The organism is Streptomyces sp. NPDC043427 (genome assembly GCF_056436655.1).
The window spans coordinates 1-25,820 of the sequence record NZ_JBWKCC010000037.1 but is presented as its reverse complement, the minus strand read 5'-3'; the positions used below and the strand labels follow the sequence as shown (position 1 = coordinate 25,820).

General features: G+C 69.2%; 27 protein-coding genes. 7 read left to right on the top strand and 20 right to left on the bottom strand.

Features of this window, described 5'->3' with window-relative positions; genetic code table 11:
- Nucleotides 1-171: 171 nt before the first annotated feature.
- The 6 genes from AC067M_RS39425 to betA all read right to left on the bottom strand — a co-directional run bounded on the left by AC067M_RS39425 (nucleotide 172) and on the right by betA (nucleotide 8,441).
- Nucleotides 172-1,149, bottom strand: a complete 978-nt coding sequence (locus AC067M_RS39425; protein ID WP_478701822.1) for an ABC transporter substrate-binding protein — start codon at nucleotides 1,147-1,149, stop codon at nucleotides 172-174.
- 14 nt (nucleotides 1,150-1,163) lie between these two features.
- Nucleotides 1,164-3,164, bottom strand: a complete 2,001-nt coding sequence (locus AC067M_RS39420) for an ABC transporter permease (RefSeq protein ID WP_478701821.1) — start codon at nucleotides 3,162-3,164, stop codon at nucleotides 1,164-1,166.
- Nucleotides 3,164-4,249 carry a quaternary amine ABC transporter ATP-binding protein gene (locus AC067M_RS39415; protein ID WP_478701820.1) on the bottom strand — a complete coding sequence of 362 codons (1,086 nt, stop codon included), beginning with the start codon at nucleotides 4,247-4,249 and terminating at the stop codon, nucleotides 3,164-3,166. Before AC067M_RS39415 ends, AC067M_RS39420 begins: the two co-directional genes overlap by 1 nt.
- A 20-nt stretch (nucleotides 4,250-4,269) precedes the next feature.
- Nucleotides 4,270-5,739, bottom strand: coding sequence for an aldehyde dehydrogenase family protein (locus AC067M_RS39410; RefSeq protein ID WP_478701819.1), 1,470 nt, complete (start codon nucleotides 5,737-5,739; stop codon nucleotides 4,270-4,272).
- Between the two features lie 197 nt (nucleotides 5,740-5,936).
- Nucleotides 5,937-6,770 carry a methylenetetrahydrofolate reductase gene (locus tag AC067M_RS39405; protein WP_478701818.1) on the bottom strand — a complete coding sequence of 278 codons (834 nt, stop codon included), beginning with the start codon at nucleotides 6,768-6,770 and terminating at the stop codon, nucleotides 5,937-5,939.
- 3 nt (nucleotides 6,771-6,773) lie between these two features.
- Complete coding sequence (gene betA, locus AC067M_RS39400; protein ID WP_478701817.1) at nucleotides 6,774-8,441, bottom strand: choline dehydrogenase; 1,668 nt, start codon at nucleotides 8,439-8,441, stop codon at nucleotides 6,774-6,776.
- A gap of 207 nt (nucleotides 8,442-8,648) precedes the next feature.
- On the opposite strand from betA, the gene AC067M_RS39395 reads away from it, so the two are divergent.
- The gene (locus AC067M_RS39395) at nucleotides 8,649-9,395 is read left to right on the top strand and encodes an IclR family transcriptional regulator (protein ID WP_478701816.1); all 747 of its coding nucleotides are present in this window, start codon (nucleotides 8,649-8,651) and stop codon (nucleotides 9,393-9,395) included.
- On the opposite strand, the gene AC067M_RS39390 is transcribed toward AC067M_RS39395, so the two are convergent.
- The 8 genes from AC067M_RS39390 to AC067M_RS39355 all read right to left on the bottom strand — a co-directional run bounded on the left by AC067M_RS39390 (nucleotide 9,383) and on the right by AC067M_RS39355 (nucleotide 15,137).
- Nucleotides 9,383-10,510, bottom strand: a complete 1,128-nt coding sequence (locus AC067M_RS39390) for an aromatic ring-hydroxylating oxygenase subunit alpha (RefSeq protein WP_478701815.1) — start codon at nucleotides 10,508-10,510, stop codon at nucleotides 9,383-9,385. The genes AC067M_RS39395 and AC067M_RS39390 overlap by 13 nt on opposite strands.
- Before the next feature lie 130 nt (nucleotides 10,511-10,640).
- On the bottom strand, nucleotides 10,641-11,804 hold the full coding sequence (locus tag AC067M_RS39385; RefSeq protein ID WP_478701814.1) for an NAD(P)/FAD-dependent oxidoreductase: 1,164 nt from the start codon (nucleotides 11,802-11,804) through the stop codon (nucleotides 10,641-10,643).
- A complete protein-coding gene (locus tag AC067M_RS39380; protein WP_478701813.1) occupies nucleotides 11,801-12,163 on the bottom strand; it encodes a bifunctional 3-phenylpropionate/cinnamic acid dioxygenase ferredoxin subunit in 363 nt (120 codons plus the stop codon). Before AC067M_RS39380 ends, AC067M_RS39385 begins: the two co-directional genes overlap by 4 nt.
- Before the next feature lie 185 nt (nucleotides 12,164-12,348).
- Complete coding sequence (locus AC067M_RS39375) at nucleotides 12,349-12,708, bottom strand: dihydropteroate synthase (protein ID WP_478701899.1); 360 nt, start codon at nucleotides 12,706-12,708, stop codon at nucleotides 12,349-12,351.
- Entirely contained in the window at nucleotides 12,684-12,812 is a 129-nt protein-coding gene (locus tag AC067M_RS39370) for a hypothetical protein (protein ID WP_478701901.1), read from the bottom strand. Before AC067M_RS39370 ends, AC067M_RS39375 begins: the two co-directional genes overlap by 25 nt.
- Nucleotides 12,813-12,948: 136 nt before the next feature.
- The gene (locus AC067M_RS39365; RefSeq protein ID WP_478701812.1) at nucleotides 12,949-13,584 is read right to left on the bottom strand and encodes an MBL fold metallo-hydrolase; all 636 of its coding nucleotides are present in this window, start codon (nucleotides 13,582-13,584) and stop codon (nucleotides 12,949-12,951) included.
- On the bottom strand, nucleotides 13,584-14,669 hold the full coding sequence (locus AC067M_RS39360; RefSeq protein ID WP_478701811.1) for an S-(hydroxymethyl)mycothiol dehydrogenase: 1,086 nt from the start codon (nucleotides 14,667-14,669) through the stop codon (nucleotides 13,584-13,586). Before AC067M_RS39360 ends, AC067M_RS39365 begins: the two co-directional genes overlap by 1 nt.
- A 174-nt stretch (nucleotides 14,670-14,843) precedes the next feature.
- Nucleotides 14,844-15,137: a hypothetical protein gene (locus AC067M_RS39355; protein ID WP_478701810.1), complete on the bottom strand. Its 294-nt coding sequence runs from the start codon at nucleotides 15,135-15,137 to the stop codon at nucleotides 14,844-14,846.
- 214 nt (nucleotides 15,138-15,351) lie between these two features.
- Here AC067M_RS39355 and AC067M_RS39350 point away from each other — a divergent pair, with 214 nt between their 5' ends.
- On the top strand, nucleotides 15,352-15,720 hold the full coding sequence (locus tag AC067M_RS39350; RefSeq protein ID WP_478701809.1) for a bleomycin resistance protein: 369 nt from the start codon (nucleotides 15,352-15,354) through the stop codon (nucleotides 15,718-15,720).
- A 26-nt stretch (nucleotides 15,721-15,746) separates the two neighbouring features.
- Here AC067M_RS39350 and AC067M_RS39345 read toward each other — a convergent pair whose 3' ends face one another.
- Nucleotides 15,747-16,913, bottom strand: a complete 1,167-nt coding sequence (locus tag AC067M_RS39345; RefSeq protein ID WP_478701808.1) for an NAD(P)/FAD-dependent oxidoreductase — start codon at nucleotides 16,911-16,913, stop codon at nucleotides 15,747-15,749.
- A gap of 35 nt (nucleotides 16,914-16,948) precedes the next feature.
- Nucleotides 16,949-17,662: a GntR family transcriptional regulator gene (locus tag AC067M_RS39340; RefSeq protein WP_478701807.1), complete on the bottom strand. Its 714-nt coding sequence runs from the start codon at nucleotides 17,660-17,662 to the stop codon at nucleotides 16,949-16,951.
- A 369-nt stretch (nucleotides 17,663-18,031) separates the two neighbouring features.
- On the opposite strand from AC067M_RS39340, the gene AC067M_RS39335 reads away from it, so the two are divergent.
- A complete protein-coding gene (locus AC067M_RS39335; RefSeq protein WP_478701806.1) occupies nucleotides 18,032-18,406 on the top strand; it encodes a VOC family protein in 375 nt (124 codons plus the stop codon).
- A 191-nt stretch (nucleotides 18,407-18,597) separates the two neighbouring features.
- Complete coding sequence (locus AC067M_RS39330; RefSeq protein ID WP_478701805.1) at nucleotides 18,598-19,140, top strand: GNAT family N-acetyltransferase; 543 nt, start codon at nucleotides 18,598-18,600, stop codon at nucleotides 19,138-19,140.
- 59 nt (nucleotides 19,141-19,199) lie between these two features.
- Here AC067M_RS39330 and AC067M_RS39325 read toward each other — a convergent pair whose 3' ends face one another.
- Nucleotides 19,200-19,526 carry a hypothetical protein gene (locus AC067M_RS39325; protein ID WP_478701804.1) on the bottom strand — a complete coding sequence of 109 codons (327 nt, stop codon included), beginning with the start codon at nucleotides 19,524-19,526 and terminating at the stop codon, nucleotides 19,200-19,202.
- Between the two features lie 559 nt (nucleotides 19,527-20,085).
- Here AC067M_RS39325 and AC067M_RS39320 point away from each other — a divergent pair.
- Nucleotides 20,086-20,547 (top strand): Lrp/AsnC family transcriptional regulator, encoded by a 462-nt coding sequence (locus AC067M_RS39320; protein WP_478701803.1) that lies wholly within the window; start codon nucleotides 20,086-20,088, stop codon nucleotides 20,545-20,547.
- A 255-nt stretch (nucleotides 20,548-20,802) separates the two neighbouring features.
- On the opposite strand, the gene AC067M_RS39315 is transcribed toward AC067M_RS39320, so the two are convergent.
- Both AC067M_RS39315 and AC067M_RS39310 read right to left on the bottom strand, forming a co-directional pair.
- Complete coding sequence (locus tag AC067M_RS39315) at nucleotides 20,803-22,233, bottom strand: aldehyde dehydrogenase family protein (protein ID WP_478701802.1); 1,431 nt, start codon at nucleotides 22,231-22,233, stop codon at nucleotides 20,803-20,805.
- On the bottom strand, nucleotides 22,226-23,314 hold the full coding sequence (locus AC067M_RS39310; protein WP_478701801.1) for a homoserine dehydrogenase: 1,089 nt from the start codon (nucleotides 23,312-23,314) through the stop codon (nucleotides 22,226-22,228). Before AC067M_RS39310 ends, AC067M_RS39315 begins: the two co-directional genes overlap by 8 nt.
- A gap of 447 nt (nucleotides 23,315-23,761) precedes the next feature.
- Here AC067M_RS39310 and solA point away from each other — a divergent pair, with 447 nt between their 5' ends.
- Together solA and AC067M_RS39300 are read left to right on the top strand one after the other, a co-directional pair.
- Nucleotides 23,762-24,901: an N-methyl-L-tryptophan oxidase gene (gene solA, locus AC067M_RS39305; RefSeq protein ID WP_478701800.1), complete on the top strand. Its 1,140-nt coding sequence runs from the start codon at nucleotides 23,762-23,764 to the stop codon at nucleotides 24,899-24,901.
- An 18-nt stretch (nucleotides 24,902-24,919) separates the two neighbouring features.
- Nucleotides 24,920-25,189 carry a hypothetical protein gene (locus AC067M_RS39300; RefSeq protein ID WP_478701799.1) on the top strand — a complete coding sequence of 90 codons (270 nt, stop codon included), beginning with the start codon at nucleotides 24,920-24,922 and terminating at the stop codon, nucleotides 25,187-25,189.
- Between the two features lie 166 nt (nucleotides 25,190-25,355).
- Here the strand turns inward: AC067M_RS39300 and AC067M_RS39295 are convergent, their stop codons facing one another.
- Nucleotides 25,356-25,700: a MerR family transcriptional regulator gene (locus tag AC067M_RS39295; protein WP_478701798.1), complete on the bottom strand. Its 345-nt coding sequence runs from the start codon at nucleotides 25,698-25,700 to the stop codon at nucleotides 25,356-25,358.
- Between the last annotated feature and the right edge of the window lie 120 nt (nucleotides 25,701-25,820).

Sequence of the window (25,820 nt, the reverse complement as noted above, 5' to 3'; positions counted from 1 at the left end):
AGTGTGGTTGGGGTGGCGCGGCGCGGTGTTCTGGCGGGGGGGGGGGGGGGAGGGGGTTGGGGACCGGGAGAAAGGGGACGGAAGGGGGGGGGTGCGGGGGGGGGGGGGGGGGGGGGCCCCCCCCCCCCCGCCGGGCATGTTCGGCCGGCTTTTCGACTCCGGCTTCCGGCGCTACTTGAGCCAGGCGTCCACCTTGTCGCGGTTGGCCTCGACCCACTTCTTGGCCGCCGCCTCAGGCTTCATCTTGTCGACGGCGATGTACTTCGCCACGACGTTCTGGTCGTCGTTCGTCCAGTTGAACTTCTTCACCAGGTCGTAGGCCGGGCTGCCCGACTTGGCGAACTTCGCACTGACGATCTTGTCCAGGTCGTACACCGGATAGTCGCAGGCGACCTTCTCCGCGTCGGCGTCGCAGCCTTCCTTGTACTCGGGCAGCTTCACCTTCGCCAGCGGCACCTCGGAAAGGAACCACTGCGGCTCGTAGAAGTAGCCGATCACCCACTTCTTGTTCTTCTCGGCGTCCCTGTAGGCCTGGATGAGGGCGGTCTCGCTGCCCGCGTACACGACCTTGAAGTCCAGCTTCAGGTTCTTCACCAGCGCCTCGTCGTTGGTGACGTACGACGGGTCGCCGTCGAGGAGCTGGCCCTTGCCGCCCGACTCGGAGGTCTTGAAGTTGGCGGCGTACTTGTTGAGGTTCTTCCAGTCGGTGATGTCCGGGTGCGCCTTCGCCAGCCACGGCGGTACGTACCAGCCGATGACCCCCTTGTTGCCGGTCGAGCCGGCCTCGACGGCGGTCTTCTGGCCGGTGATGTACTTCTTCTTCAGGTCGTCGTGACCCCAGTTCTCCAGGATGGCGTCCACCTCGCCCGTCCCGAAGCCCTGCCAGGCGATCTCCTCCTTCAGGTCCTTCTGGTTGACCTTGCACTTGAGGTCGTGTTCCGCGACGTAGGCGACGACCGCCGCGTCCGCCTCGTAGCCCACCCACGGGTTGACCGCGAGGTTGAAGGTTCCGCACTTGCCGGAGCTGCCCGAGCCGCCGGCCTCTGAGGAGTTGTCACCGACCTTCGCGCCGCCGCAGGCGGTGAGGGTGAGGCCGAGGACCGCTATGCCGGCCGCGCCGACTCTCCACTGTGTTGCTTGCCTAGCCATGGTCAGTGAACTCCTTACGCGCTGGTACGCCGCGCCGCTGCCTGAGTGATCCGGTCGAACATGACTCCGAGAAGGACGATGGCGAACCCTGCGGCCAGCCCCTTCCCGAACAGTTGCCCCTGCGAGAAGCCGGCCACGACGTCGTAGCCGAGGGCGCCCGCGCCTACCAGGCCGCCCACCACAACCATCGACAGCACATAGATCAGGCCCTGGTTGGTCGCGAGGGTCAGGGCGCTGCGTGCCATCGGCAGCTGGACCTTGGTGATGATCTGCCACGTGTTGCACCCGGCGGAGGTGGCCGCCTCCACGGTGGTCTCGGGCACCGCCCGGATCCCGTCCGCGATGATCTTCATGGCGACGGGTGCTCCGTAGACGATCGCGGCGACGATGGCCGTGAAGCGCGTGGGACCGAACAGCGCGAGGAACGGCACGAGATAGACGAACGGCGGCATGACCTGGGCCGCGTCCAGGCTGGGCCGGATCAGCCGGTCCACGAGCCTGCTGCGCCCCATCCACACGCCGAAGACGATGCCGAGCACCATCACCAGCACCGTCGCGACGAGTGTCGACGCCAGCGTCGTCATGGCGTCCGACCACACGCCGGTGCCGACCAGCAGGCCCACGCACACGGCCGTGGTGAGCCCGGCCTTCCAGCCGCCGAGCGCCACGCCGATCGCGACCAGCACCGCGCCGACGAGCCACCACGGGGAGTCGGTGACCAGCGTCTGGAACGGGTTGAGCAGGCCGTTGGTGATGGCGTCACGGATCGCGTTGGTGACGCCCGACAGGTTGTCCTGCGCCCAGGTGGTCGCGGTGTCCGCCGCGCTCGCGATGTGGCTGCCGACGGTGCCGTCGCCGGGGAACTCGGCCGCCCACAGATAGGTGTGCGAGAGGTAGACCAGGACCGCGGTGACCGCTGCGCCGGCACCCAGCAGGGGCCGCCGCCACCGCACGAAGTGGTTCTTGGAACGCCGTGCGTTCTCCTCCCGTGCGGCGGCCGCGGTCGTGACCCGGTCCAGCACGATCGCCATGACCACGATGGCCAGACCCGCGTTGAAGGCCGTGCCGACGTCGAGCGACTGCAGCGCCTGGACGACGATCGCGCCGAGACCGGGCGCGTTGATCAGTGCCGCGATGGTCACCATGGCCAGGGCGGCCATGATCGTCTGGTTGACGCCCATCACCACGGTCCGCTTGGACATCGGCAGCAGCACCTTCAGCAGCGACTGCCGGCGGGTAGCGCCCATCGAGTCGGCCGCCTCGACCGTCGTAGCGGGCACGTTCCGGATGGCGTGCGCGGTGATCCGGATCGCCGGCGGGGCCGCGTAGATGACGGTGGCGATGGTGGCGGAGGCGCCGCCGATGAGGAAGAACAGGGTCAGCGGGGCCAGATAGACGAAGGTCGGCATCGTCTGCATGAAGTCCAGAAACGGCGTCATGATCCGGTTGAACCGGTCGGACAGCCCCGCCCACACACCCAGCGGGAGCGCGAACAGCAGCGCCACGAACACCGCGCACAGGATGAGGGCCAGGGTGTCCATGCTCTCCTGCCACAGGCCCTGAAGACCCATGAAGGTGAAGCCGGCCACGGCCAGCAGCGCGACCCGCCAGTTGCCCACGGCCCAGGAGATGTAACCGGCAATGCCGACGACACCCAGCCAGCCGATCTGCGGGACCGGGCGGGCGCCGGACGGCTGGGAGATCAGCTCCTGGATGAAGATCACCAGGTTGTCGATGACCAGCCGGATCTCGTTGAAGAAGTACAGGAAGAGCGGGTTGGAGTTGCGGTTGGCCCCGATGGAGTCGTTGACGTCGTTCAGCCACCGGTGCAGATCGGTCAGGTCGGCCGCCGCCAGCGACAGGGTCTGCTGTCCGCGCAGTACGGCGAACAGCACCAGCCAGACGACCAGGATGGCGCCGACCACCATGGAGCGGCTGACCTTGCGCACGCTCCTGGCGGGCGCGGCCTGCTCCGCCGTCTCTGTCTTCTCCGGCTTCTCCATGGCGACGGTCATCACGCGTCGCCTTCCTGCCCTGCGACCACCGCGAGGATCTCCTCGTCGCCGACGATGCCGAGCAGTTTGCCGTTTTCGACGACCTTGACCGGCTTGTCGGCCGCGAGCACCGCCCGGGTGGCCTCCTTCACCACGACGTCCGGGCCCAGCTCGGGACCGTCCAGCTCGTCGCCGTCCTCCAGGGAGCGCATGATCCACCGCAGGGTGAGGACGTCGCCGCGCGGCACGTCCTTGACGAACTCGCGGACGTAGTCGTCGGCGGGGGCGCCCACCAGCTCGTCACCGGTCCCGCACTGCACCATCTTGCCGTCGCGCATGATGAGAATGCGGTCGCCCAGCTTGAGGGCCTCGGAGAGGTCGTGGGTGATGAACACCATCGTCTTGCCGACCTCGTGGTGCAGCCGGATGACCTCGTTCTGCATGTCGCGGCGGATCAGCGGGTCGAGCGCCGAGAACGGCTCGTCGAAGAAGAGGACGTCCGGGTCACCGGCCAGCGCACGAGCCAGGCCGACGCGCTGCTGCATACCGCCGGACAGCTGGTCGGGGTAGGAGTTCTCGTAGCCTTCGAGGCCGACCAGTTCGACGACCTCCTGGGCCCGTCTGGTGCGCTCGGCCTTGCCCATCCCCCGGATCTCCAGTCCGAACGCCACGTTGTCGACGACGCGGCGGTGGGGCAGCAGACCGAAGTGCTGGAAGACCATGGAGAACTTGCGGCGCCGCAGCTCACGCAGACGCTTGGCGTCGGCGTCGCGGATGTCCTGGCCCTCGAAGACGACCTCACCGGCGGTGGGTTCGATCAGCCGGGTCAGACATCGCACCAGCGTGGACTTGCCGGAGCCGGACAGGCCCATGACGACGAAGACCTCGCCGGGCGAGACGTCGAAGTTGACGTCGCGTACGGCGGCGGTGCATCCGGTGCGGTCCATGAGCTCGCGGCGGGTGAGCCCGCACAACTCCTCGGAGTCCGGCACCTGGTCGGCCTTCGGCCCGAACACCTTCCACAGCCTGCGCACGGAGATGACCGGCGTGGAGCCCGAGTCCTGAGGCGTGCCGCGCCGCTGCGGCACCTCGGTCTGTGTGGTCACGTTCGACCTTCTTTCGGCGTTCAGCCGCGGAACCAGTGCTGCGGCCGGGGTCGGATGTTCTGCCAGATGTGCTTGGGCTCCCGGTACTCGTCCAGGCCGGTCGGTCCTAGTTCCCGGCCCACGCCGGAATGCCCGAAGCCACCCCATTCCGCCTGCGGCACATAGGGGTGGTAGTCGTTGATCCACACCGTGCCGTGACGCAGCCGCCGGGCGACCCGCTGGGCCTTCCCTGCGTCCTGTGTCCATACGGCGCCGGCGAGTCCGTACTCGGTGTCGTTGGCGATGCGTACCGCGTCGTCCTCGTCGGTGAAGCGCTCCACGGTGAGGACCGGGCCGAAGGACTCCTCGTGCACCACCCGCATGTCCTGGCGGCAGTCGTCGAGCACGGTGGGCGGGTAGTAGTGCCCGTTCGCCAGGGCCGGGTCATCGGGGCGTTCGCCCCCGCAGCGCAGTACGGCGCCTTCGGCGATGCCGGCGGCGACATACGCCTCGACCTTCGCCAGGTGCTGGGCGGAGATCAGCGCCCCGGTCTCCGCCTGCGGATCGAAGGGGCCGCCCAGGCGGATCTGCCGGGCTCGGCGGACCACCTCGTCGACGAAACGGTCGTGCAGCGCGTCCTCGACGATCAGCCGGGCGCCGGCCGAGCAGACCTGCCCGGAGTGCAGGAAGACGGCCGTGAGCGCGAAGTCCACGGCCGTCTCGAAGTCGGCGTCGGCGAAGACGACGTTGGGGTTCTTGCCGCCGAGCTCCAGCGCGACCTTCTTCACGGTCGCGGCCGCGGTGGCCATGATCCGCCGCCCCGTGTCCAGGCCACCGGTGAAGGAGACCATGTCGACCTGTGGGTCCTCGCAGAGCGGTGCGCCCACCTCGGGCCCGGTCCCCAGGACGAGATTGGCGGCGCCGGCCGGGAGCCCGGCCTCCTCCAGTGCCTTCATCAGCAGGATCGACGTGGAGGGAGTCAGCTCACTGGGCTTGAGGACGATCGTGTTGCCCGCGAGGAGGGCGGGCGCTACCTTCCAACTCGCCTGAAGCAGTGGGTAGTTCCAGGGGGTGATCAGCGCGCACACACCGATCGGCTCGTACACGACACGGCTGACCGCGTCGTCGCGTCCGGTGTCGATCACGCGGCCGGCGTCGGTGCCGCCGAGCCCGCCGTAGTATCGGAAGCAGGAGACGACGTCGGCGATGTCGTACTCGCTCTCCACCAGCCGCTTGCCGGTGTCCAGTGATTCGGCGCGGGCGAACTCCTTGGCGTCGCGCTCGAGGATGTCGGCGGTGCGCAGGAGCAGCGCGCCGCGCTCGCGCTCGGGGGTGCGCGGCCAGGGCCCTTCGTCGAAGGCCCGGCGGGCCGCGGCGACGGCCGCCTCGGTGTCGGGACGTGTCCCTTCGGCGACGGTCGCGGAGAGGGTGCCATCGGCGGGACAGCGGATGTCACGGTGACCTCCGGCCACCGGATTCCGCCACTCTCCGTCGACATACAGGTCTGCCACTGCGGGAGCCCTCCGAGCGATTTTCGTTGCGCATAGCGCACCCGATTGCTTGTGGTGGAACACTCTGGGCACTACGGGAACCCACGTCAAGGGGTTGGGGGGTGACGGTTCGGCCAAGCGGGCGGCCACGAGGCCGCCCGGTTCACAGGCCCGACCCAGCTGGGTTTCCGATCGGGCCGTGAACGGAAAAATCCGCGTTACGGCAGCCGGTCGAGCAGGGCGCGGCGCCACCGCTCGGTTTCTGCGATCTGGTTGAAGGTGAAGAGATGCAGACCGGCCACGCCCGACGACGGCGCGGTGAGCGCCTCGGCACCGCGTGCGAGCAACCGGTCGGGCGAGTAGCCGCCGGGGGCCGCGAAGCGCAGGAACCAAGAAGCGTGCCGGGTCAGAAAGCGGGTCGACTCCCCCACACCGATCTTCGTCGCCATGGACAGCAACTTCGCCCGCTGCACCGGCCCCGCGACGCCCACGTGGACGGGCAGGGCGACGCCTCGGCGGCGTATACGACCGACCCAGTCCCCCAGCACGCGCGGGTCGAAGCAGAGGTTGCTGACGATGTACGTGGCGTGCGCCCGCTTGTCCCACATCGCCTGGACGGTGAGGTCGTCATGGAGGAGCGGATGGCTCTCGGGGTAACCGGTGATGCCGACCTCGGCGAAGGGGCTGCCCAGCTCGCCCAGTCTGCGCAGCACCGGCAGCGCCCCGTCGTAGACCCCGGCCGGCGGGTCCGCGTCGCCCGCCGGGACGAAGACGTCGTCGACGCCCCCGCCGCGGAGCCGGTCGATGACGTCCTTCAGGTGCGCGTCGTCCCGCAGCATGCGCGCGGGCACGTGCGGGACGACCCGGTAACCGTGCGCCACGAGCCGGGTGGCGAGGTCGAGCGTCGGTTCCAGGCCCTTGACCGGCGACGCCGTCACGGTGACGACGACGTCGCGCGGGACATGGGCGAGGACCCTGTCCTCGGTCGCCTTCGCGGGCAGTACCTCGTAACGGACGCTGTCCAGCAGCGTCCTGAGCCCTGCGGTACGCAAGGTCTACCCGACCTGCTTCCGGGCATCGCGGTGACGGTAGTACGCAGCCTTCGACGGCGCCTGCGGTTCCTTGCCGAGGATGAGGTCCGCCGCCTTCTCCGCGATCATCATCACCGGCGCGTAGATGTTGCCGTTGGTGACGTAGGGCATCACCGACGCGTCGACGACCCGCAGACCCTCCACGCCGTGCACCCGCATGCTGGTGGGGTCGACGACGGACATCTCGTCGGTGCCCATCTTGCAGGTGCACGAGGGATGCAGGGCGGTCTCGCCGTCCTTGGCGACCCAGGCGAGGATCTCCTCGTCGGTCTCGACGGACGGCCCGGGTGAGATCTCCCCGCCGTTGTACGGGGCCAGGGCGGGCTGGTTGAGCAGCTTGCGGGCGACCCGGATCGCCTCGACCCACTCGCGGCGGTCCTGTTCGGTGGACAGGTAGTTGAAGCGCAGCGCCGGGTGCTCGGTCGGGTCCTTGCTCTTGATCTTCACCGAGCCGATGGCGTCGGAGTACATGGGTCCGACGTGCACCTGGTACCCGTGCCCGCCGGCGGGCACGGAGCCGTCGTAGCGGACCGCGATGGGCAGGAAGTGGAACATCAGGTTGGGGTAGTCCACGTCCTCGTTGCTGCGGGCGAAGCCGCCGGCCTCGAAGTGGTTGGTCGAGGCGGGTCCCTTGCGCAAGAGCCACTGCAGGCCGATGAAGGGGGCGCGCCACTTCGCCAGGTACGGCTGCATGGAGACGGGCTGCTTGCAGGCGTACTGGATGTACACCTCCAGGTGGTCCTGCATGTTCTCGCCGACGCCCGGCAGGTCGTGGACGACGTCGATGCCGAGCGCGCTCAGTTCCTCCGCGTTGCCGACGCCGGAGAGCTGAAGCAGCTGCGGGGAGTTGATCGCGCCGCCGCAGAGGATGACCTCCTTGGCGCGGACCTGCTGGGCCGCGCCGCGGCCACGCCGGTATTCGACGCCGACGGCTCTCTTGCCCTCGAACAGGACGCGGGTGACGAGGGCGCGCGTCCTGACCGTGAGGTTGGGACGCCTTCTGGCGGGCTTGAGGTAGGCCTTCGAGGCCGACAGGCGACGCCCGCGGTGGACGTTCCGGTCGAACGGGGCGAAGCCTTCCTGCCGGTAGCCGTTGACATCGCTGGTGCGGGCGTAGCCCGCCTCCTCGGTGGCCTTGAGGAAGGCGCCGAAGAGCGGGTTGGCCGCCGGGCCGCGTTCGAGGACGAGGGGGCCGTCGTGGCCACGGAACTCGTCGTCCGGATCGGCCGCCAGACAGTTCTCCATACGCCGGAAGTACGGCAGGCAGTGCGCGTAGTCCCAGGTCTCCATGCCGGGGTCGGCCGCCCAGCGGTCGTAGTCCATGGGGTTGCCGCGCTGGAAGATCATGCCGTTGATGCTGCTGGAACCGCCCAGCACCTTGCCCCGCGCGTGGTACACCCGCCGGCCGCCCATGTGGGGTTCGGGTTCGGACTCGTACTTCCAGTCGTAGAACCGGCTGCCGATGGGGTAGGTCAGCGCCGCGGGCATGTGGATGAAGACGTCCCAGGGATAGTCGGGTCTGCCGGCCTCCAGGACCAGCACCCGGTTGCCCGGGTCCGCGGAGAGTCGGTTGGCCAGTGCGCTGCCGGCCGATCCACCACCGACGATGACGAAGTCGTACTGGGGAGCCATGCTGCCTCGTCTCGCTCGCGCCGTAGATACGCGCGGCATGCTAGTACGGGTATCGCTATACGCACCAGGTTGCGAACCACGCAACTTTCGGGGTGAATACGTGAAGCTGTGACACGCGCCGCTGCCGTCGGTGATTACTGCCCATATAGTTTCGCTGTGAGCAACTACAGTCCAGATAACGAAACAACGGGTTCAACGGCAGGCGGGGTGCAGTCCGTCGACCGGGCCATCAGCGTCCTGGAGATCCTGGCCCAGCGCGGCGAGGCCGGCGTCAGCGAGGTGGCCGCCGAGATCGACGTTCACAAGTCCACCGCGTTCCGGCTGCTGGGCGCCCTGGAGGCGCGCGGCCTGGTGGAGCAGGCGGGCGAGCGCGGCAAGTACCGGCTCGGATTCGGCATCGTACGCCTCGCCGGCGCGGTCACGGGACGTATCGACATCACCCAGCAGAGCCGCCCGGTCTGCGAGCGTCTCGCCGAGGAGATCGGCGAGACCGTGAACCTCGCGGTCATGCAGGAGCACTACGCGATCAACCTCTACCAGGTCCGCGGCCCGGGTGCCGTCACCGCGCACAACTGGGTCGGTCAGCTGACCCCGCTGCACGCCACTTCCAGCGGCAAGATCCTGCTGGCCCACATGCCGGCCAAGGAGCGCGCCGCGCTGCTGTCCGAGGCGGGCCTGAAGAAGATGACCCCGCGCACCCTGACCGCGAAGACGAAGCTCGAGAAGAATCTCGTCGAGGCTCTCGAGCGTGGCTACTCCTGGACGCTGGAGGAGCTGGAGGTGGGTCTCCACGCGATGGCCGCACCGGTCCGCGACCGGGACGGAGAGGTCATCGCCGCGATCAGCGCCTCCGGACCCGCGTACCGGTTCACCGAGGAGCGCATGCACGAACTGGCTCCCGTGCTGGTCAAGGGCGCCGACGAGATCAGCCATCGGATGGGCTACCTGGGCTGAGACCCCAGACGTTCCTGGACGAAGGCGTGGAACTCGCCGATGTGGTGCTCACTGGGCACCAGAACGCCGCCCTTGGCGTACAGCCGTGAGCTCATCGCGGGCTGACAGCGCTCGCACGCGTCGAAGTCCTGCCGGTTGACGCGGTCGAAGAGCTCGACCGAACGGCTGACGTCCTTGCCGCTCTCGACGACGTGTTTGAGGTAGAGCCAGTCGCACTCGACGATCGTGCGGTCCGCCGCGACCGGGTACATCCGGTGGAAGACCACATGGTCGGGTACGAGGTTGATGAACACCTGCGGCCTGACGGTGATCGCGTAGTAGCGGCGGTCCTGGTCGTCGGTGACCCCCGGGATGCGGTCGAGGCCCTCGGAGCCGTCGACGGTGAAGCCCTTGATCTCAGCACCGAACTCCGCGCCGTGCCCGACGTAGTACTGAGCCGCGTACCCGTCGGCGAACTCCGGGAGCACCTCGGTGAGTTCGGGGTGGATCGTCGCGCAGTGGTAGCACTCCATGAAGTTCTCGACGATGAGCTTCCAGTTCGCCTTGACGTCGTAGACGATCCGCCGGCCGACCTCGAGGTTGTCGATGTCGTAGTGCTCGATCGACTCGGTGTCGCCGAGACGCGCGACCACGTCCTGTACGACCTCGTCGAAGGGAGGCGGGTCTTCCGACAGGCACACCCACACATAGCCGAGCCACTCATGGGTCGTCACACTCGCCAAGCCGTACTCCGTGCGGCCGACGTCGGGCATCTTGGTGAGGTTGGGCGCCGCGACGAGTTTGCCCGTCAGGTCGTACGTCCAGGCGTGGTAAGGACATTGGAAGGCCCGCTTCACCTCGCCGGACTCCTCCGTGCAGATCCTGGCGCCCCGATGCCGGCAGACGTTGTAGAAGGCGCGTACGGACCGGTCACGTGCCCGCGTGATCAGGATGCTCTCGCGGCCCACCTCGACGGTCCGGAAGGTGCCGGGCCCGGTCAGGTCGGAGGAGCGCACGGCGCAGAACCACATCGCTTCGAAGATGCGCTCCTGTTCCTGGGCGAAGATCCCCGGATCCGTGTAGGAGGAGCCGGGGAGGGTGGCGATCAGACTGTCGGGCAGGCCGGTCGAGGTCACAGTGCACTCCTCGGAGAACGTCGTGGATCGGTCATTCACGCGCCGGGAAGAGCGACTCCGGACGTCGTTTAGCAAAGAGCAACACGTTTGGCTGTACGCAACAGCAGCGTGAGATGCCGCACCGGCACCGTCAAGACGGTGTACTCGCCAGCTGCTTGCGCCACCGCATGAACAGCCGTGGCTGGTTCATGCCCAGCACGGCGACCGGATGACCGGCACGCCGGTAGACGGCCAGGACGTTGCGCCCGTCCGGGGCGCCTTCCTCGATCGCCACGCTGTCGGCGCCGGCTGCGTGACCGGCGAACTGGATCTTCACGCCGTACTGGTCCGACCAGAAGTACGGCGGCCGGGGCACCCCCGGCTCCACCGCGCCGCCCGCCAGCAGTGTGGCGACGGCCGCATCGGGGCGCTCTTTCGCGCCGGTCCAGTGCTCGACGCGACGATGGGCCCCCGCGCGGGGGTCGTACCAGGAGGCGCAGTCACCGACCGCGACCACGGAGGCCAGGCTGGTGCGGCCGTCCGCACCGCAGGTGACGCCGTTGTCGAGCGCGACGCCGGATCCTTCCAGCCACTCGACGCAAGGGCGCGCGCCGACTCCGACGACGACGATGTCGGCCGGGATACTGCGGCCGTCCTCGAGCAGGACGGCGTCGACCCGGGTCTCGCCGCTCAGCCCCTTGACACCCACGCCGCACAACAGCCGTACGCCGTGGTCCGCGTGGAGGGCGGAGACGACGGCGCCCATGGTCTCGCCGAGCGGTCCGGCCAGCGGCGTGGGCGCCGCCTCGACGACCGTCACGTCGAGTCCGAGGGCGTACGCCGTGGAAGCGACCTCGGCGCCGATGAATCCGCCGCCGATCACGACGAGCCGTCCGCCCAGGGCCAGTTCGTCCCGCAGGGCGCGGGCGTCGTCCAGCGTGCGCAGCGTGTGCACACCGGCCAGACCGTCCGTGCCCGGCAGCCTCCGCGCGGCCGCGCCGGTTGCGATGACGATGCCGTCGGCCCGGACCTCCCGGCCGTCGGTGAGCCGCACGGCCCGGTGCGCGCGGTCGAGTCCGGCGGCGCGGGTGCCGAGCAGCCACTCCGCTTGCAGATCCTCGTCGTCGGACTCCAACGCCAGGTCGGCTTCACCCATGCCGCCGGCCAGGAACTCCTTGGACAGCGGCGGCCTGTCGTACGGGCGGTGCGGTTCGTCGCCGATGACGACCAACCGCCCGTCGTACCCCTGTTTCCGCAACGAGCGCGCCGCCGACAGACCGGCCAGCGAGGCACCCACCACGGCCACGGTCCTCACGCGGGGCCCCCGGCGAGCCGGGCCGTGATACAGGGCGGCAGGTTGGGGGCCTCCGTGGACAGCTGGACGTAGATCATGCCGTCCTCGATACGGACCTCGTGCGTACGGACGGGGCGCTTGGCCGGCGGAGCGTCGACGGCTCCGGTCCGGAGGTCGAACTTCGACGCATGCAGCGGGCATTCCACCTCGCACCCCTCCAGCCAGCCGTCGGCGAGCGAGGCGTCCTGATGGGTGCAGGTGTCGTCGATGGCGAAGACCTCGCCGTCGTCGGTGTGGAACACCGAGACCGGCGGATCGATGTCGAGCCGGTGAGCCTCACCTCGCGGCAGATCCACGAGACGGCACGCGGGAATCATCATGACACCTCGGTGCGTATAGCGAAACGGATTGCGTTGAACGCAACGTCAGTTTGGGGGCGACCACAAACCCTTGTCAAGGCGTTCACAGGACGGGCCGCCACCCATTCGCTGTTGCTTTTTGCGCAACCTCGTGCGCCATGAACAACGCAGGGCGTGACGCGCAGGACGGCGGGCGGGATGGCGAATCACCGCTCGGAAAGGGGCGCCCGCACCACCGCGGGCCAGGGCTTCGAGGCCCAGCGGGCGGTCACGCACACGGCGTCGGCCGTCGAGGCGACGCCGTGGACCCGCACACACCAGGCCGCCTCCGCGGCGGCCAGGACCGACGCCGCGGACGTGGCCGCGTCCCGCAGCCTCGCGGGGCGGTGCCCACCCGCCTTCGTGTCCGCCGGCATCTGCCCCAGCGAGGACTTCCGAGCCGCGCCCACGAGGGTCGGACAGCCGAGCGCGGCGCCCTCCTGGAGACGGCCCAGCATCTGCCCGTTGTGATCGGCGTGCTGGGCCGACCCCGGCCCGGGGTCTACGACGAGGCGGTCCGGCGGGATTCCGGAGTTCTGGAGGAGTCCAGGGCCGCGGGATCGCTGGTCACATCGCGCAGATCGGTGGCGACGAGACCGCCGAAGCGGGCCCGCGGGGCGATTGCGTGCACGGCGGTTCGTCCAATGGCCCACGGGCCGGATGGCCATGGCGACGGGGACAGCCAGGGCGGGGCTCTCGCCTGCGGGTCCCCCGCGGGGAGACGCGGGCGCGGTCGAGCGCCCCGGCGGGGCACGGCCGTGCCCATGTCACCAGCCGCGGGCGACCCACTCCTGAAGGTGCGGCGCCTCCGCGGCGATGTCGGTCGTGTCGCCGTGTCCGGTGTGGACGACCGTCTCACCCGGGAGCTTCAGCAGGCGCTCACCGATCGACGTGATGATCGTGCCGAAGTCGCTGTACGAGCGGCCGGTCGCGCCCGGCCCTCCCGCGAACAGCGTGTCGCCGCTGAACAGCGCTCCCAGTTCGGGTGCGTACAGGCACACGGCCCCGGGAGCGTGTCCGGGCGTGTGGAGGACACGCAGGCCGATGCCTGCCACCTCGATCACGTCGCCGTCGGCGAGAGGACCGTCGGGGCGCCGGTTCGGGTGCGCCATCTTCCAGAGCACCTGGTCGTCGGGGTGCAGGAGGACGGGTGCGCCCGTGGCGTCCGCGAGGTCCGGTGCCGCGCTCACATGGTCGTCGTGGGCGTGGGTGCAGACGATGGCCGACAGTCGGCGGTCACCGACGGCCGCCAGGATGGACCCGGCGTCGTGTGCCGCGTCGATGACGGCGACCTCGTCGTCGTCGCCGACGATCCATACGTTGTTGTCGACCTCCCAAGTGCCGCCGTCGAGGCTGAAGGTCCCGCTGGTGACGAGGTGTTCGATGCGCGGTGGGCCGGCCATCACAGCTCCACCACGGAGCGCAGCACCTCACCGCGGTGCATCTTCTCGAACGCCTCCTCCACGTCTCCTAGACCGATGGTCTCGGAGACGAACGCGTCCAGGTCGAAACGCCCTGACAGGTACAGGTCGATGAGCGCCGGGAAGTCGCGCGAGGGCAGGCAGTCGCCGTACCAGCTGGACTTCAGCGAGCCGCCGCGTCCGAAGACGTCGAGCAACGGCAGCTCCACCTTCATCTCCGGAGTGGGTACGCCGACCAGGACGACCGTGCCGGCCAGGTCGCGGGCGTAGAAGGCCTGCTGGTACGTCTCGGGGCGACCGACCGCCTCGACGACCACGTCGGCGCCGAAGCCCCCGGTCAGCTCGCGCACCTTCTCCACGACGTCGGCCTTCGTGCCGTCGACCGCGTGGGTGGCTCCCATGTCCAGGGCCCGGTCCAGTTTGCGCTGGTCGACGTCGACGGCGATGACCTTGGTCGCGCCGGCGAGCCTCGCCCCGGCGACGGCGGCCATGCCGACCCCACCGCAGCCGATGACGGCGACGGAGTCCCCACGGCCGACGGCGCCGGTGTTCACGGCCGCGCCGAAGCCCGCCATGACACCGCATCCGAGCAGGCCGGCGGCGGCCGCCGGAGCCGCCGGGTCCACCTTGGTGCACTGCCCGGCGGCGACCAGCGTCTTCTCCGCGAAGGCACCGATACCGAGTGCGGGCGAGAGCGGAGTGCCGTCGAGCAGCGTCATCGGCTGGGTCGCGTTGTGCGTGGCGAAGCAGTACCACGGCTTGCCCTTGCTGCAGGCCCGGCACTGGCCGCAGACCGCACGCCAGTTCAGGATGACGAAGTCACCCGGCTCGACGCCGGTGACCCCCTCTCCGACGGCCTCGACGCGGCCCGCCGCCTCGTGCCCCAGCAGGAAGGGGAAGTCGTCGTTGATCCCGCCCTCCCGGTAGTGCAGATCGGTGTGGCAGACGCCGCACGCCTCGATCTTGACGAGCGCCTCACCGGGACCGGGGTCGGGGACGACGATCGTTTCCACGGAGACCGGGGCGCCCTTCTTCCGGGCGACGACAGCACGAACCTCATGAGCCATGAGCTACTCCTCGACCGACACTCTCAGAATGCGTGTTGCCTAATTTGACACACGCCCCGCCATACGCAACGAGCATCGGGGAGGAAGGGCCAAGGGTCAAGGGGTCGCCTCCGGACCGCAGCGTCCGGGGGTCGTCGTGATGGCGTGCGGCGTCAGCCAGGCACCCGGGGGCGATCAATCCGTTTGGCCTGGGGCCTCGGCGACCTGGTCGGCGTCGGCCTCTTCGTCCTGAGCCATGGCAAGGAAGCGCCGGATCGCCTCGACCGGCATATCGAGCCCCTCGGACGCCGACAACTCGTCGCCGAAAACCTGCACCGCCTCGGTGACAGCTACGGCCAGTTCGACCTCTGCCTTGCGGACCTTGGCCTCCGCCTTGTCCACGGTGTCGACCACCGCCAACTGGCGGCGCTGCTTCTCCTGAAGTCTCTGTTTACGGGAAAGGGTCTTGTCAGAGTTCCGCACGGTCATGACCAAGATCATAATCAGTCATGCAGGTACCCATGAAATTCGGCAACTCACAAGTCTTATAGGAGCGTTCACGACTCGACAGAGCAGCATCGCGGGTCCCCCTCAGGTCGGTGCTGCATGAGGCAGAGGATCTGGTTGAGCACTCCATCCCTGCCGCTCACGCCGTGGCCGAGGACGCGTTCCGCTCGGGCCACGTGCGTGCCAGACTGACCAGATGTCAGAAGTCGCCTTCACCAGGGTCGCGCCCGTAGTCCCCGTCCGGGACCTTGACGCCGCTCTGGAGCGATACCGTCGTCTGGGCTTCACGGCGCATGCCTACGAGGGTCCGCATCGTTACGGCTTCGTCGAGCGGGGCTCGGTCTCGGTCCACCTCAGTGAATGGTCCGAGCACGATCCTCATCACACCGGAGCCGTCATCTACCTCTACGTGAGTGATGCCGACGCCGTCCATGCCGAGTGGAAGGCTTCCGGCGTCGAGGGTCGCTTCGTCGAGCCGGCGGACACACCCTACGAGCTTCGCGAGTTCACGTACGTGGATGCCGACGGCACGGCTCACCGTGTGGGGTCACCGCTGGAAACCTGAGGCGCGGGTTCGGGGCCGCAACTCCGCTACTGCTCACCCAGGCTGGTGGCGTGTTGATCCACCTCGATGTCCGAGCGCCGAGCGCCGATGAATCGTGTGGGCCGGAAGGCCCGGAGCAGGCCTTGTTCCTGATCGGTTGTGATCTCGGTCGCGACCAGCCGGCCCAGAATCGGCGACAAGGTGACCCCGCTGTGCGAGACGAGGCAGTAGACGCGGGACCGCGCGGAGGCATAGCCCGCGACGGTGTGTCCGTCTGCGGGCAGTGACCGGAAACCGACGCGCAGGTCGATCTTCGGTGCCCGGCTCGGGTCCGTCAGGAGTGCGGAGAAGCGCCGAGCAAGGATGCCGGCCAGGTCCCCGTCCGCGGACGGAGGATCGGCCGGATCGACGTGACCGTTCAGATCGAGGGCCTGAAGGACGGTATGCCCACCGGCCGTGGGGCGGAGGTTGAGGCCGGGACTGTGGATCACACAGCGCAGGTCGAGTGCCGGGGATCTGGAGTAGCCGAGCAGACCGACGGTCTGCGCTCCGCGACCGACATCCGTCACCATGGGAATGTCGATCCCGGCCCGTGCGGCCAGCCGTTGTGTCCAGCGGCCTGCCGCCAGGACGACTCGATCGCCCGTACAGACCCGGCCTCCGGCCAGGGTGACGGACACCCCGTCAGGCCTGTCATCAATGGCCACGACCTCGCCGATCGCGAACTTGGCACCGTGCTGCTCGGCGTGCGCCAGCAAGTTGCCCACGAAGAGATCCGGCAGAACGTATCCCTCGCTGGGGAAGTGCGCGATGGACGTGATGGTCGCCGGGATGCGGACCTCTCCCGCGATACGCGTTGCTTCGTCCGGCGTGACCCAGCGTGCGGGGTAGCCCAGGGACTGCAGTCGTTCCACGTTGTCGGCGAGCCGCTGCCCGCTTGCGGCGTCCGCCCACTGCAGCGCCCCGCTGCGGAAGTACGACGGGGCGCCGGGCAGTTGCTCGGCGAGCCTGGCGTGCTCCTCCATTCCCGCGAGGTTCAGCCGGTGGTAATCCGGGTCGAACTTCCGGCTGGAGTTGGTCCAGGCGAAGGTCGTCGCGGTCGTACCGGTGCCGACTCCCCATCGATCGAGCAGGAGAACGTCCTCCCCGGCGACGGCAAGGTGCCTCGCGACGCTCACGCCCAGCACGCCGGCACCGATGACGATGATCCTCATTGTTCACTCACTCCTTTCTGGCAGCGACTCGCTGCTCATGTGGCGGGGACGGGCAGCTCCAGGAAGAACTCGGCGGTTCCTGGCCGGACGAGGGTCGTGACCACCTCGACGGTGCTTCCGTCATCCGCACGCAACTCCCTGCGCCGCATCAGCGCGGGTGTTCCGGTCTCGCTGTGCAGCAATGCGGCGTCGTGGTCGTCGAGGGTCACGGGGTCGAGGTAGAGCCGGATCGCATCGATCGGTACTCCCCTGCGCTGGAGATACGGGAGGGTGACGAGGTCTGCGAGGTTCTCGTTCAACAGGTCGGGGGCCACTGCGAAGAGAACGACGTGCCGCTCGACCGACTGTGGTTCCTCGCGCACATCGAGCTTGCGGCGGACCAGTTCCACCACGGCCGTGTCGGCGGAGGCGCCGGGGAGGGCCAGGATGGCGTCGGCGGCCCTGACGATCCGTGCGGAAACGACTTCGTGTCTGCCCGGCACGCCCTTCGCGGCTGCGGCGGGGGTGACGAAGTTGAGCAGATTGATCTGCCGCGTCACGTCTGCGACGAACGTCCCGTGGCGCCGCCGACGGATCGCCAACCCCGCCTCGGCCAGGTCGTTGAGGACGCGTTGGGCCGTCGCCCGGCTGACGCCGTGCTGGGTGGAGAGCTCCTTCTCGGTGGGCAGCCGCGCACCGGCCGGCAAGTCTCCGGCCCGGATCTTCGCTTCGATCTCTCGCCTGATCTGCACGTAAAGCGGCACGGACATGCTTAGACCGTACATTCACTCAATTGACCGGTCAATAACTCGGGCACGCAACACCCCTGGTTCTCCCGGCCCTTCGGCCCACGCAGGCATCACCGCGGACCTCGCCGCGCAGGTGCCGGCCCAGGACGAACGGCCGAGTCGACGCCGGGCATCGACCCGAACCTGGAAGCGAGTTCCCGCGCCCGGCGCGCTGCTACGAGCGCCGGACCACCGTCATGGGAGCCCGCCGCACCATAAGGTCGATCATGTGCGAGTCCGGCGGCCCGGCGGTGGCCCTGCGTGCCGCCGCGCATGCCCGCCTCGATGGCGGGTACGCCCCTCCCGTAAGGGGGCGTCGCGGAAGCGGCCGAAGAGCGAGGGGTGTCAGAAGTGATTCGAAAGCTGCAGGCGGTCGCGCTGGACTGCGCTGATCCGGTACGGCTTGCGGAGTTCTACGCGGAGCTGCTCGGTGGCCGGGTGGTCGCGGATCCGGAGGATCCCGACTGGTTCGAGGTGCGCGGGTTCGAGGGGACGCCGCTGGCCTGCCAGCGCGTGGACGGCTACCGACCGCCCGAATGGCCCGGCCAGGAGCGCCCGCAACAGCTCCACCTGGACTTCGACGTGGACGATCTCGACGGAGAGGAGAAGCGGGCGCTCGCCCTCGGCGCGACCGTGCTGGAGCGGACGGACCAGCTCCGCCCGGAGGCCAACTGGAGGATCTACGCGGACCCGGCCGGCCATCCGTTCTGCTTCTGCCTCCACTGAGTCCATCGGGCCCACTGTCCTGGTCAAGGACGCTCCGTCGCCCGCACAGGGCCCAGGAGCGCCAAGCCGAGCACTTCCTGGCCTCCGTCGGCATCGCCGGCGCCCGCCCTCATCCGCTACCGCCGCTCCACCAACTGAGCCGGCCTCCTATTCGTTTGCCGCAGGCCAGCCCGGTCGGATAAGAAGCCTGCATGTTAAAGGGCAACAAGGTCGGGCTGAGGGCCCGGCACGAGGACGACATCCCGGTCCTGCGGGCCGAGCTCTATGACGACGTGGTCAATGCCTCGCGGGCCGAAGGCGGGCCGTGGCGGCCGATCACGCCAGGTTCGAAGGACTCGCGGCTCGTGGTGGACGACAAGGAGCAGGGGCACGTCCCGTTCTCCGTGGTGGAGCTGGACGGCGGCACGCTGGTCGGCACCGCGACGCTGTGGGGCATCGACAATCACAACCGGTCCGCGCACATCGGGTTGGGGCTGCTGCCGTCCTCGCGCGGCAAGGGCTACGGCACCGACGTGGTCGCGGTGCTGTGCCATTACGGTTTCGTCGTGCGCGGCCTGCAGCGGCTGCAGATCGAGACGTTGTCGGACAACGCCGCGATGCTGCGCTCCGCCGAGCGCAACGGCTTCGTGCGCGAGGGCGTGCTGCGTTCCTCGTCCTGGGTGCTGGGCGAGTTCCTGGACGAGGTGCTGCTCGGGCTCCTCGCCCAGGACTGGAAGCCGGACTCGAAGGGCTAGGGCCTCTCGTTTGGATCATGCCGGGCTCGCGGGGTCCGGCCTGATCCAAACGAAAGACCCTAGCCGAAAAGTGTGTGGACGATGTCGCTTTGTGAACGGCTGAGGCCGCGAGCGGCCCGATGCCGTGTTTCCCTGCTCAGCAGGAAGAGCCGGTGGCTGTACTGCCCGCCCCTGTAGGTGTACGGGCGGAAGACGTTGACGGCCTGTCCGTCACGGTCGTCGGCGAAGGAGTCCGGGAGCCCGGCGAGCAGTTCGTAGTCGCGCTCGCCGGTCGCCGCGTCGGCCACGACCTTGAGGGGCAGAGCGTCGAATTCTGCGGCGGAAGCGGAAGTGTCGACCGCGACGGGACGGGCGGCCGGGGCCGCGAGCGCCGTAACGTCGCCCACGGCTACGTGATACCGGAAGCCGCCTGATCGCTCCTCCCGACCATCGATCCCGACAGGCCTGTTCAGACACCATGTGTAGCGCTTGTCGGCCAAGCGGGTGTCGGCCCACGTGTCGGCGCGATGGGCACGTCTTCTCCGACGGCCCTGTCGAACGCGCCGCACTGAACATGATGTGCCAAGGCCCTGCTCGCCCAGGACACGGCCTCGGGCCGCTGGCATCGAGCTCCGGTGGAATGAGTTCCGCCCGAGACCCTCTTGACTGCCCCCCGGGCCACCCCTTGCATGTGCCATATCCTGGCATATAATTCCATTTTCCGGCACGCATCTCGGGGCGATCCTGCCGACGTGAGCCGAGAGCCGAAAGTTGGACAGATACGAGTAGACAGCCTCCCAAAGCATCGACTCCCGCCGAGCCGGAACGACCGCAGACTGTTCCCTCGTGGAATGGTGGGTTTGGGCGGGTGTCGCCGCCGCGCCGCATCACGGTCTGCGGCACGCCTGCGATCCGCGTGCCGTGGCTTTTGCAACCTCGCCCGATTCGCGAAGGAGACGGTCCGCTGTGGACGCCATCGACGAGAAGATCATCGCCGCGCTGACCCGCAACGGCCGCATCTCGCATTCCGAACTGGCCAGCAAAGTGCTGCTGTCCCGCAACGCGGTGCGCCAGCGCATCGAACGGCTTGAGCGCGAGGGACACATCGCCGGCTACACCATCGTCCGCGCCGGCGGCAACACCGGCGATGTCGTCTCGGCGCTGGTCCTCGTCTACCGCCAGGACCGTATGCGCGGCGGCGATGTCCTGGCCGCGCTCAAGCGCATTCCGGAGGTCGTCATCTGTGAGATCCTCAGCGGCGACTTCGACATCATGGTGCGCCTGGAGGCGGCCTCGCTGGAACGCGTACGGGGCATCTGGGAGGATATCGCCAAGATGCCCGGCGTACGGGACACGGTCACGGCGCTCACCCTGTCCAGGGTGGTCAACCGCCCGCGAGCAGAGCGGAGTTCGGTGGCAGCGGGGTGAGCAGCGCGGTAGCCTGCTCCCGGCCGAGCAGCCCACCCTGGACCACAAGGTCCACCACGTCCGTCCCGTCGCGAGGGCCTCTTCACAACCCAGGCAGCGGCCGCGTAGCCGATGTGCGGGGTCAGGGCAGTCACCGAGCCCACTGATGGGGCGGCCTGCAGGCCTTGTGCTTCCTCGTAACCCGTCTTACATGGCCCGAACTGCTCCGGCAGGTCGCGGCCCTGCCCAGGGAGTCGCGCTCGGCGCGGAAGGCGGTCATTCGACCACTTCACTGATGTGGTTGACGCAGACGACCTTGGGCTGGGTCATGTCCTCGAAGGCGAAGCGCACGCCTTCGCGGCCCATGCTGCCGTACTTGAATCCGCCGAACGGCATGGCGTCGAAGCGGTAGTCGGACGAGTCGTTGATCATGACTCCGCCGGCTTCCAGTAGCCGGGCCGCGTTCAGGGCGCGGTCCAGGCGCGAGGTGAAGATGCCCGCGTGGAGGCTGTAGTCGATGGCGTTGGCCTGCTCGATGGCGTCCTCGAAGGACGTGAACGGCTGCAGCACGACAACCGGGGCGAACACCTCCTCCTGCCAGATCGAGCAGGTCGCCGGGACGTTTTCCAGGACGGTCGGCGCGTACAGGGAGCCGGTGGCGTGGTTGCCGCACAGCAGCCTCGCGCCCTCGGCCACCGCCGTGTCGACCTTGGCCCGGGTGGCGGCCGCGGCCTCCTGGGTGATCATGGGGCCGACGTCGGTGTCCTCGTCGAGCGGGTCGCCGACGCGCAGCCGCTTGGTGCGGGCGACGAAGGCGTCGCGGAAGCGCTCGTAGACCTCGCGGGCGATGAGGATCCGCTGGGTGCCGATGCAGTTCTGGCCCGCGGCCCAGAACGCGCCGGAGACGCAGGAGGCCACGGCCTTGTCGAGGTCGGCGTCGTCCATGACGATGACCGGGGCGTTGCCGCCCAGGTCCATGGCGAGCTTTTTCAGTCCGGCCGTGCGGGAGATGGCCTCGCCGGTGGCGAATCCGCCGGTGAAGGACACCATGCGCACGTCGGGGGCGGCCACGATCGCGGCGGCGATGTCGGCGTTGCCGTTGACGACGGTGACGATCTCCTCGGGCAGGCCGGCCTCGATGAGGGTGTCGACCAGGCGCAGCGCGGACAGCGGCGTCAACACGGACGGTTTGAGGATGACCGCGTTGCCGCCGGCGATGGCCGGGCCGAGCTTGTGGGCGACCAGGTTGAGGGGGTCGTTGAACGGAGTGATGGCGGCGATGACGCCCAGCGGTTCGCGGGCGAACCAGCCCTGTCGTTTCTCCGAGCCGTCATAGGAGTCGAAGGGGATGACCTCGCCGGCGTTGCGCCGTGCCTCGGCCGCGGACAGGGACAGGGTGTTGACCGCGCGGGCGACTTCCTTGCGGGCCTGGGTGATGGTCTTGCCGGCCTCGCTGACGATCAGCTGAGCGAAGGACTCGGTGCGCCGCTCGATCAGGCGGGCGGCGCGTTCCAGGACCGCGGCCCTGGCGGCGCGGGACAGCGCGGCCGCGGTGCGCCGCCCGCACCTGGCCTGCTGCAGGATGCTGCCGACGGCGCCTGCGTCGACGGTGGGCACCGAGGCGATGACCTCGCCGGTGTAGGGGTTGTGCACGGGCGTCGTGTCGGTGCCGAGTGCGATGCTGGGGGGCACGACGGTGTCAGACACGGTGGGTCTCCTTCAGAACGGGGCGCGTGGGGGCGGTGTCGTCGTCCGCGTGGCGCTGGTGGATGGCGATGATGTCCGACAGCAGGGCGTAGGCGGTCTCGACGCGACCGGCGCCGGGCCCGGAGACCGTGACGGTGCCGAGGAGGTCGGTGTGGAAGGCGACCGCGTTGACCGGGCCGGAGATCCCGGCGAGCGGGTGCTGGGCGGGCAGGGCGAGCGGGGCGACGCGGGCATCGACGCTGCCGTCCTCGTGGCGGGTGGCGGAGCCGACCAGCTTCCAGCGCAGCCCCTTGGACGCGGCGTCCTGCACCTCTTGGGGGGTGATCGCCAAGATGCCCTCGCAGAAGACGTCCTCGCGGCGCAGGTCGGCGCCGAGGACCTCGTTGGCCAGGATCATGACCTTGAGCTGGACGTCGTGGCCCTCGATGTCCGCGGTGGGATCGGCTTCGGCGTACCCGAGCTCCTGAGCTTCGGCGATGGCCGCCGAGAGCTCGATGCCCTCTTCGAGGCGGCCCAGGATGTAGTTCGAGGTGCCGTTCATGATGCCCTGGACGCCTGTGATCTCCAGGCCGGCGAACATGCGCTCGGCGGTGCGCAGGATGGGGGTGCCGCTGAGTACCGAGCCCTCGAACTCGAAGCTGACCCCGTGCTCGGCAGCCAGCTGCTTCAGTGCCCGGCCGGCGAGTGCGACCGGTCCCTTGTTGGTGGTGCACACGTGCTTGCCCGATTCCATGGCCCAGCGCACATGGGAGAGGGCGGGCTCGCCGTGGGCGGGGTTGGTGAACGTCGCCTCCACGACGATGTCGGCCGGGACCTCGCGGATCACCCACTCGTTGCGCGGATCTGCGCTGCCGCCGGCCAGGCCCGCGAAGCTCAGCTCCCCGGGCTCGGCGGCCAGCAGCGGCGCCAGATCGATGCCGTCGGTGTCCACCAGGGAACCGGCCCGCAGATCGGTGATCGCCACCACCCGCAGGGCGAAGCCCAGCTCCTTGGCCAGGCGCTCCCCGCGCTGGGATATGAGCTCGGCAAGCGCGCGATTGACGCCGCCGAATCCGATGAGGGCGAGATCGTATCGGCCCATGTGAAAGCTCCTTCGCAGTCCGCCGCACCCTCCACGGTGCGGCTGCTCAGAGCCTCGCTGTCCGGCCTGTCCCCTGCTCCATGCCGCAACGACCACCCGGCATGCCGATCTGCACCGTTGTGATGACGATTCGCTCACCCCGCGTCCGGCGACACGATCGCGGCCCCTGTCGGTGCTTCATCTCCATCCGGTTTCCCGCCGTTGTCCTCGGAGTTTTCTGTCCGGCAGCCTCTTGACTCCCCTCCGGGACACTGCCAGCCTCTGTGCCAGATTCCAGCACTTCATTTCACGATGTGGCATGACCTGAGAGCGTTGACCGCTGACTCCGACATGCAACGGTTTTGATGCGGCGCTTCCACATCCCCCGGAACCCTCCCGCACCGTCTTGAATCGAACAGCTTCACGTCGGGGGCCAGTAAGCCTCCAGCGTTACGAAAGGAAAGTCCTGTGTCAGCTGCGAGGAAACGTGTCGCCGTCGTCGGTACCGGCACGATGGGCAGCCAGGCCGCCTGGCGGCTCGCGGCACGGGGCGCCGACGTCGTCGCCTACGACCGCTTCGCCCCCGGCCACGACCGCAGCGCCGCGGGCGGTGAGACCCGGGTCTTCCGCAGTGTGCAGAGTGACGACGGCCGCTATGTGCCGCTCGTCCGGCACGCCGACGCCCTCTGGAAGCAGTTGCAGGCGGAGACCGGGCGGGAACTGCGCCGCCTGACCGGAGCGCTGTTCATGGGGCCGGCCGACGACCCTGAGATGCGTACCGTCATGGACGTCATCGCCGAGCACGGCCTCGACCACGAGGTGATCGACGCCGAGGCGATGGCCAAGCGTTTCCCGCAGTTCCGCGTCGACGACGGCGATCTGGTGCTCCTCGACCGCCACGCGGGCTTCGTCCGCCCCGAGCTGACGGTCCAGACCGCGGCCCGGCGCGCCGAGGAGCTGGGCGCGCGCATCCGCCGCTACACCCCGGTGCGGGAAGTCACTCCCGTCGCCGGGGGCGGTGTGGAGATCCGCACCGACACCGGCACCGAGCGCTTCGACGCCGCGGTCGTCACCCCCGGCCCGTGGGTGGGCGACCTGCTGCCCGACCTGCCGTGGGAGGTGAGCGTCTACCGCGCGATCAGCGCATGGTTCCTGCCCCACGAGGACCAGCCGGCAGAGGCGGAGCGTCCCGCCTTCATCCGCCGGGGCGACATCCCCTTCTACGGCATCCCGTCCCCGGACGGCCTGACCGTCAAGCTCGGCCTGCCCCAGGCCCACCACAAGCCCGTGGACGACCCGAACCGGCTGAACCGGACCGTCGCACCGGAGGAACTCGAGACCTTCACCACGGCGGTGCGGCGCCACCTGCCCGGACTGAACCCCGATCCGGTGCGCCTGTCCGTGTTCATGGAGGGCTACACCGACAGCACCCGGCCGCTGGTCGGCCCCCTGCCGGGCTGCGACGACATCGTCCTGCTGGCCGGCTTCTCCGGCCAGGGCTTCAAGATCTCGCCCGCCATGGGCGACATCGCCGCGGACCTCGCCCTGGAGGGCCGCACCTCCCAGCCGATCGACTTCGTCACCACAAACGGACGTGCTGCGGCCTGAGCCCGAACGAGGTGAGGCATGGCCCTGACCATCGGCCCGCTGCGGGCCGATCTCGGTCAGAAGACCTGCGGGAGCCTGCCCGCCGACCTCGGCACCACCGGTGATGGGAGCCTGCCGCGGCCCCGCCGCCACGATGCCCCGGTCTCGCAAGCCTGGCCACTGGCGGCCCTGCTGAACCGGGACGCGGTCACCCAGATCGAGGTCGGCCGTCGGCATCTGTCGGCCAATGCCGAACTGACCGGCACCCGCCCCTTCACCACCAAGCCGAGCGCGAAGGAATCGTCTTGAGGGGAGGGGCGCCTGTACGCCTTCGCGCTGGGAGACCGCCTCGCGTGGGAGGCGGTCACTGCGGTTGAAAGCGAGCTGGTCGGGGGCCGTATCGACGGCGACGCCGACCACGCCAGACAATGCTGGCGCCGAGCACCAGGTCGGCGTTCAGCCTGCGCCTTCGTGATCAGGCTGTGGTGTTGGGCTGGAGCTTGCCGCCTTGGGCGCGCAGTTGCTCGTTGATGCGCTGGGCTTCCTCGAGCTGGTCTTCGAGGATGACGATGCGGCAGGCCGCTTCGATGGGGGTGCCCTTGTCGACGAGTTCGCGGGCGCGGGCGGCGATGCGCAGCTGGTAGCGGGAATAACGGCGGTGGCCACCTTCGGAGCGAAGGGGGTTGATCAGCCGGTGTTCGCCGAGAGTGCGGAGGAAGGCGGGGGTGGTGCCGAGCATCTCGGCGGCCCGGCCCATGGTGTAGGCGGGGTAGTCATCGTCATCGAGAGGGGTGACGGGAGGGGTATGGGCAGGGGGCATAGACCTCTTCTTCCAGGGGACGCGTCGGGGGGGGGGGGGGGGGGGGGGGGGGGGGGGGGGGGGGGGGGGGGGGGGGGGGGGGGGGGGGGGGGGGGGGGGGGGGGGGGGGGGGGGGGGGGG

Coding starts and splice junctions, on each gene's coding strand:
- AC067M_RS39425 (WP_478701822.1), bottom strand. CDS start 1,149: ATGGCTAGGCAAGCAACACAGTGGAGAGTCGGCGCGGCCGGCATAGCG.
- AC067M_RS39420 (WP_478701821.1), bottom strand. CDS start 3,164: ATGACCGTCGCCATGGAGAAGCCGGAGAAGACAGAGACGGCGGAGCAG.
- betA (WP_478701817.1), bottom strand. CDS start 8,441: ATGGCTCCCCAGTACGACTTCGTCATCGTCGGTGGTGGATCGGCCGGC.
- AC067M_RS39380 (WP_478701813.1), bottom strand. CDS start 12,163: ATGATGATTCCCGCGTGCCGTCTCGTGGATCTGCCGCGAGGTGAGGCT.
- AC067M_RS39365 (WP_478701812.1), bottom strand. CDS start 13,584: ATGGCCGGCCCACCGCGCATCGAACACCTCGTCACCAGCGGGACCTTC.
- AC067M_RS39360 (WP_478701811.1), bottom strand. CDS start 14,669: ATGGCTCATGAGGTTCGTGCTGTCGTCGCCCGGAAGAAGGGCGCCCCG.
- AC067M_RS39355 (WP_478701810.1), bottom strand. CDS start 15,137: ATGACCGTGCGGAACTCTGACAAGACCCTTTCCCGTAAACAGAGACTT.
- AC067M_RS39350 (WP_478701809.1), top strand. CDS start 15,352: ATGTCAGAAGTCGCCTTCACCAGGGTCGCGCCCGTAGTCCCCGTCCGG.
- AC067M_RS39345 (WP_478701808.1), bottom strand. CDS start 16,913: ATGAGGATCATCGTCATCGGTGCCGGCGTGCTGGGCGTGAGCGTCGCG.
- AC067M_RS39340 (WP_478701807.1), bottom strand. CDS start 17,662: ATGTCCGTGCCGCTTTACGTGCAGATCAGGCGAGAGATCGAAGCGAAG.
- AC067M_RS39330 (WP_478701805.1), top strand. CDS start 18,598: ATGTTAAAGGGCAACAAGGTCGGGCTGAGGGCCCGGCACGAGGACGAC.
- AC067M_RS39310 (WP_478701801.1), bottom strand. CDS start 23,314: ATGGGCCGATACGATCTCGCCCTCATCGGATTCGGCGGCGTCAATCGC.
- AC067M_RS39300 (WP_478701799.1), top strand. CDS start 24,920: ATGGCCCTGACCATCGGCCCGCTGCGGGCCGATCTCGGTCAGAAGACC.
- AC067M_RS39295 (WP_478701798.1), bottom strand. CDS start 25,700: ATGCCCCCTGCCCATACCCCTCCCGTCACCCCTCTCGATGACGATGAC.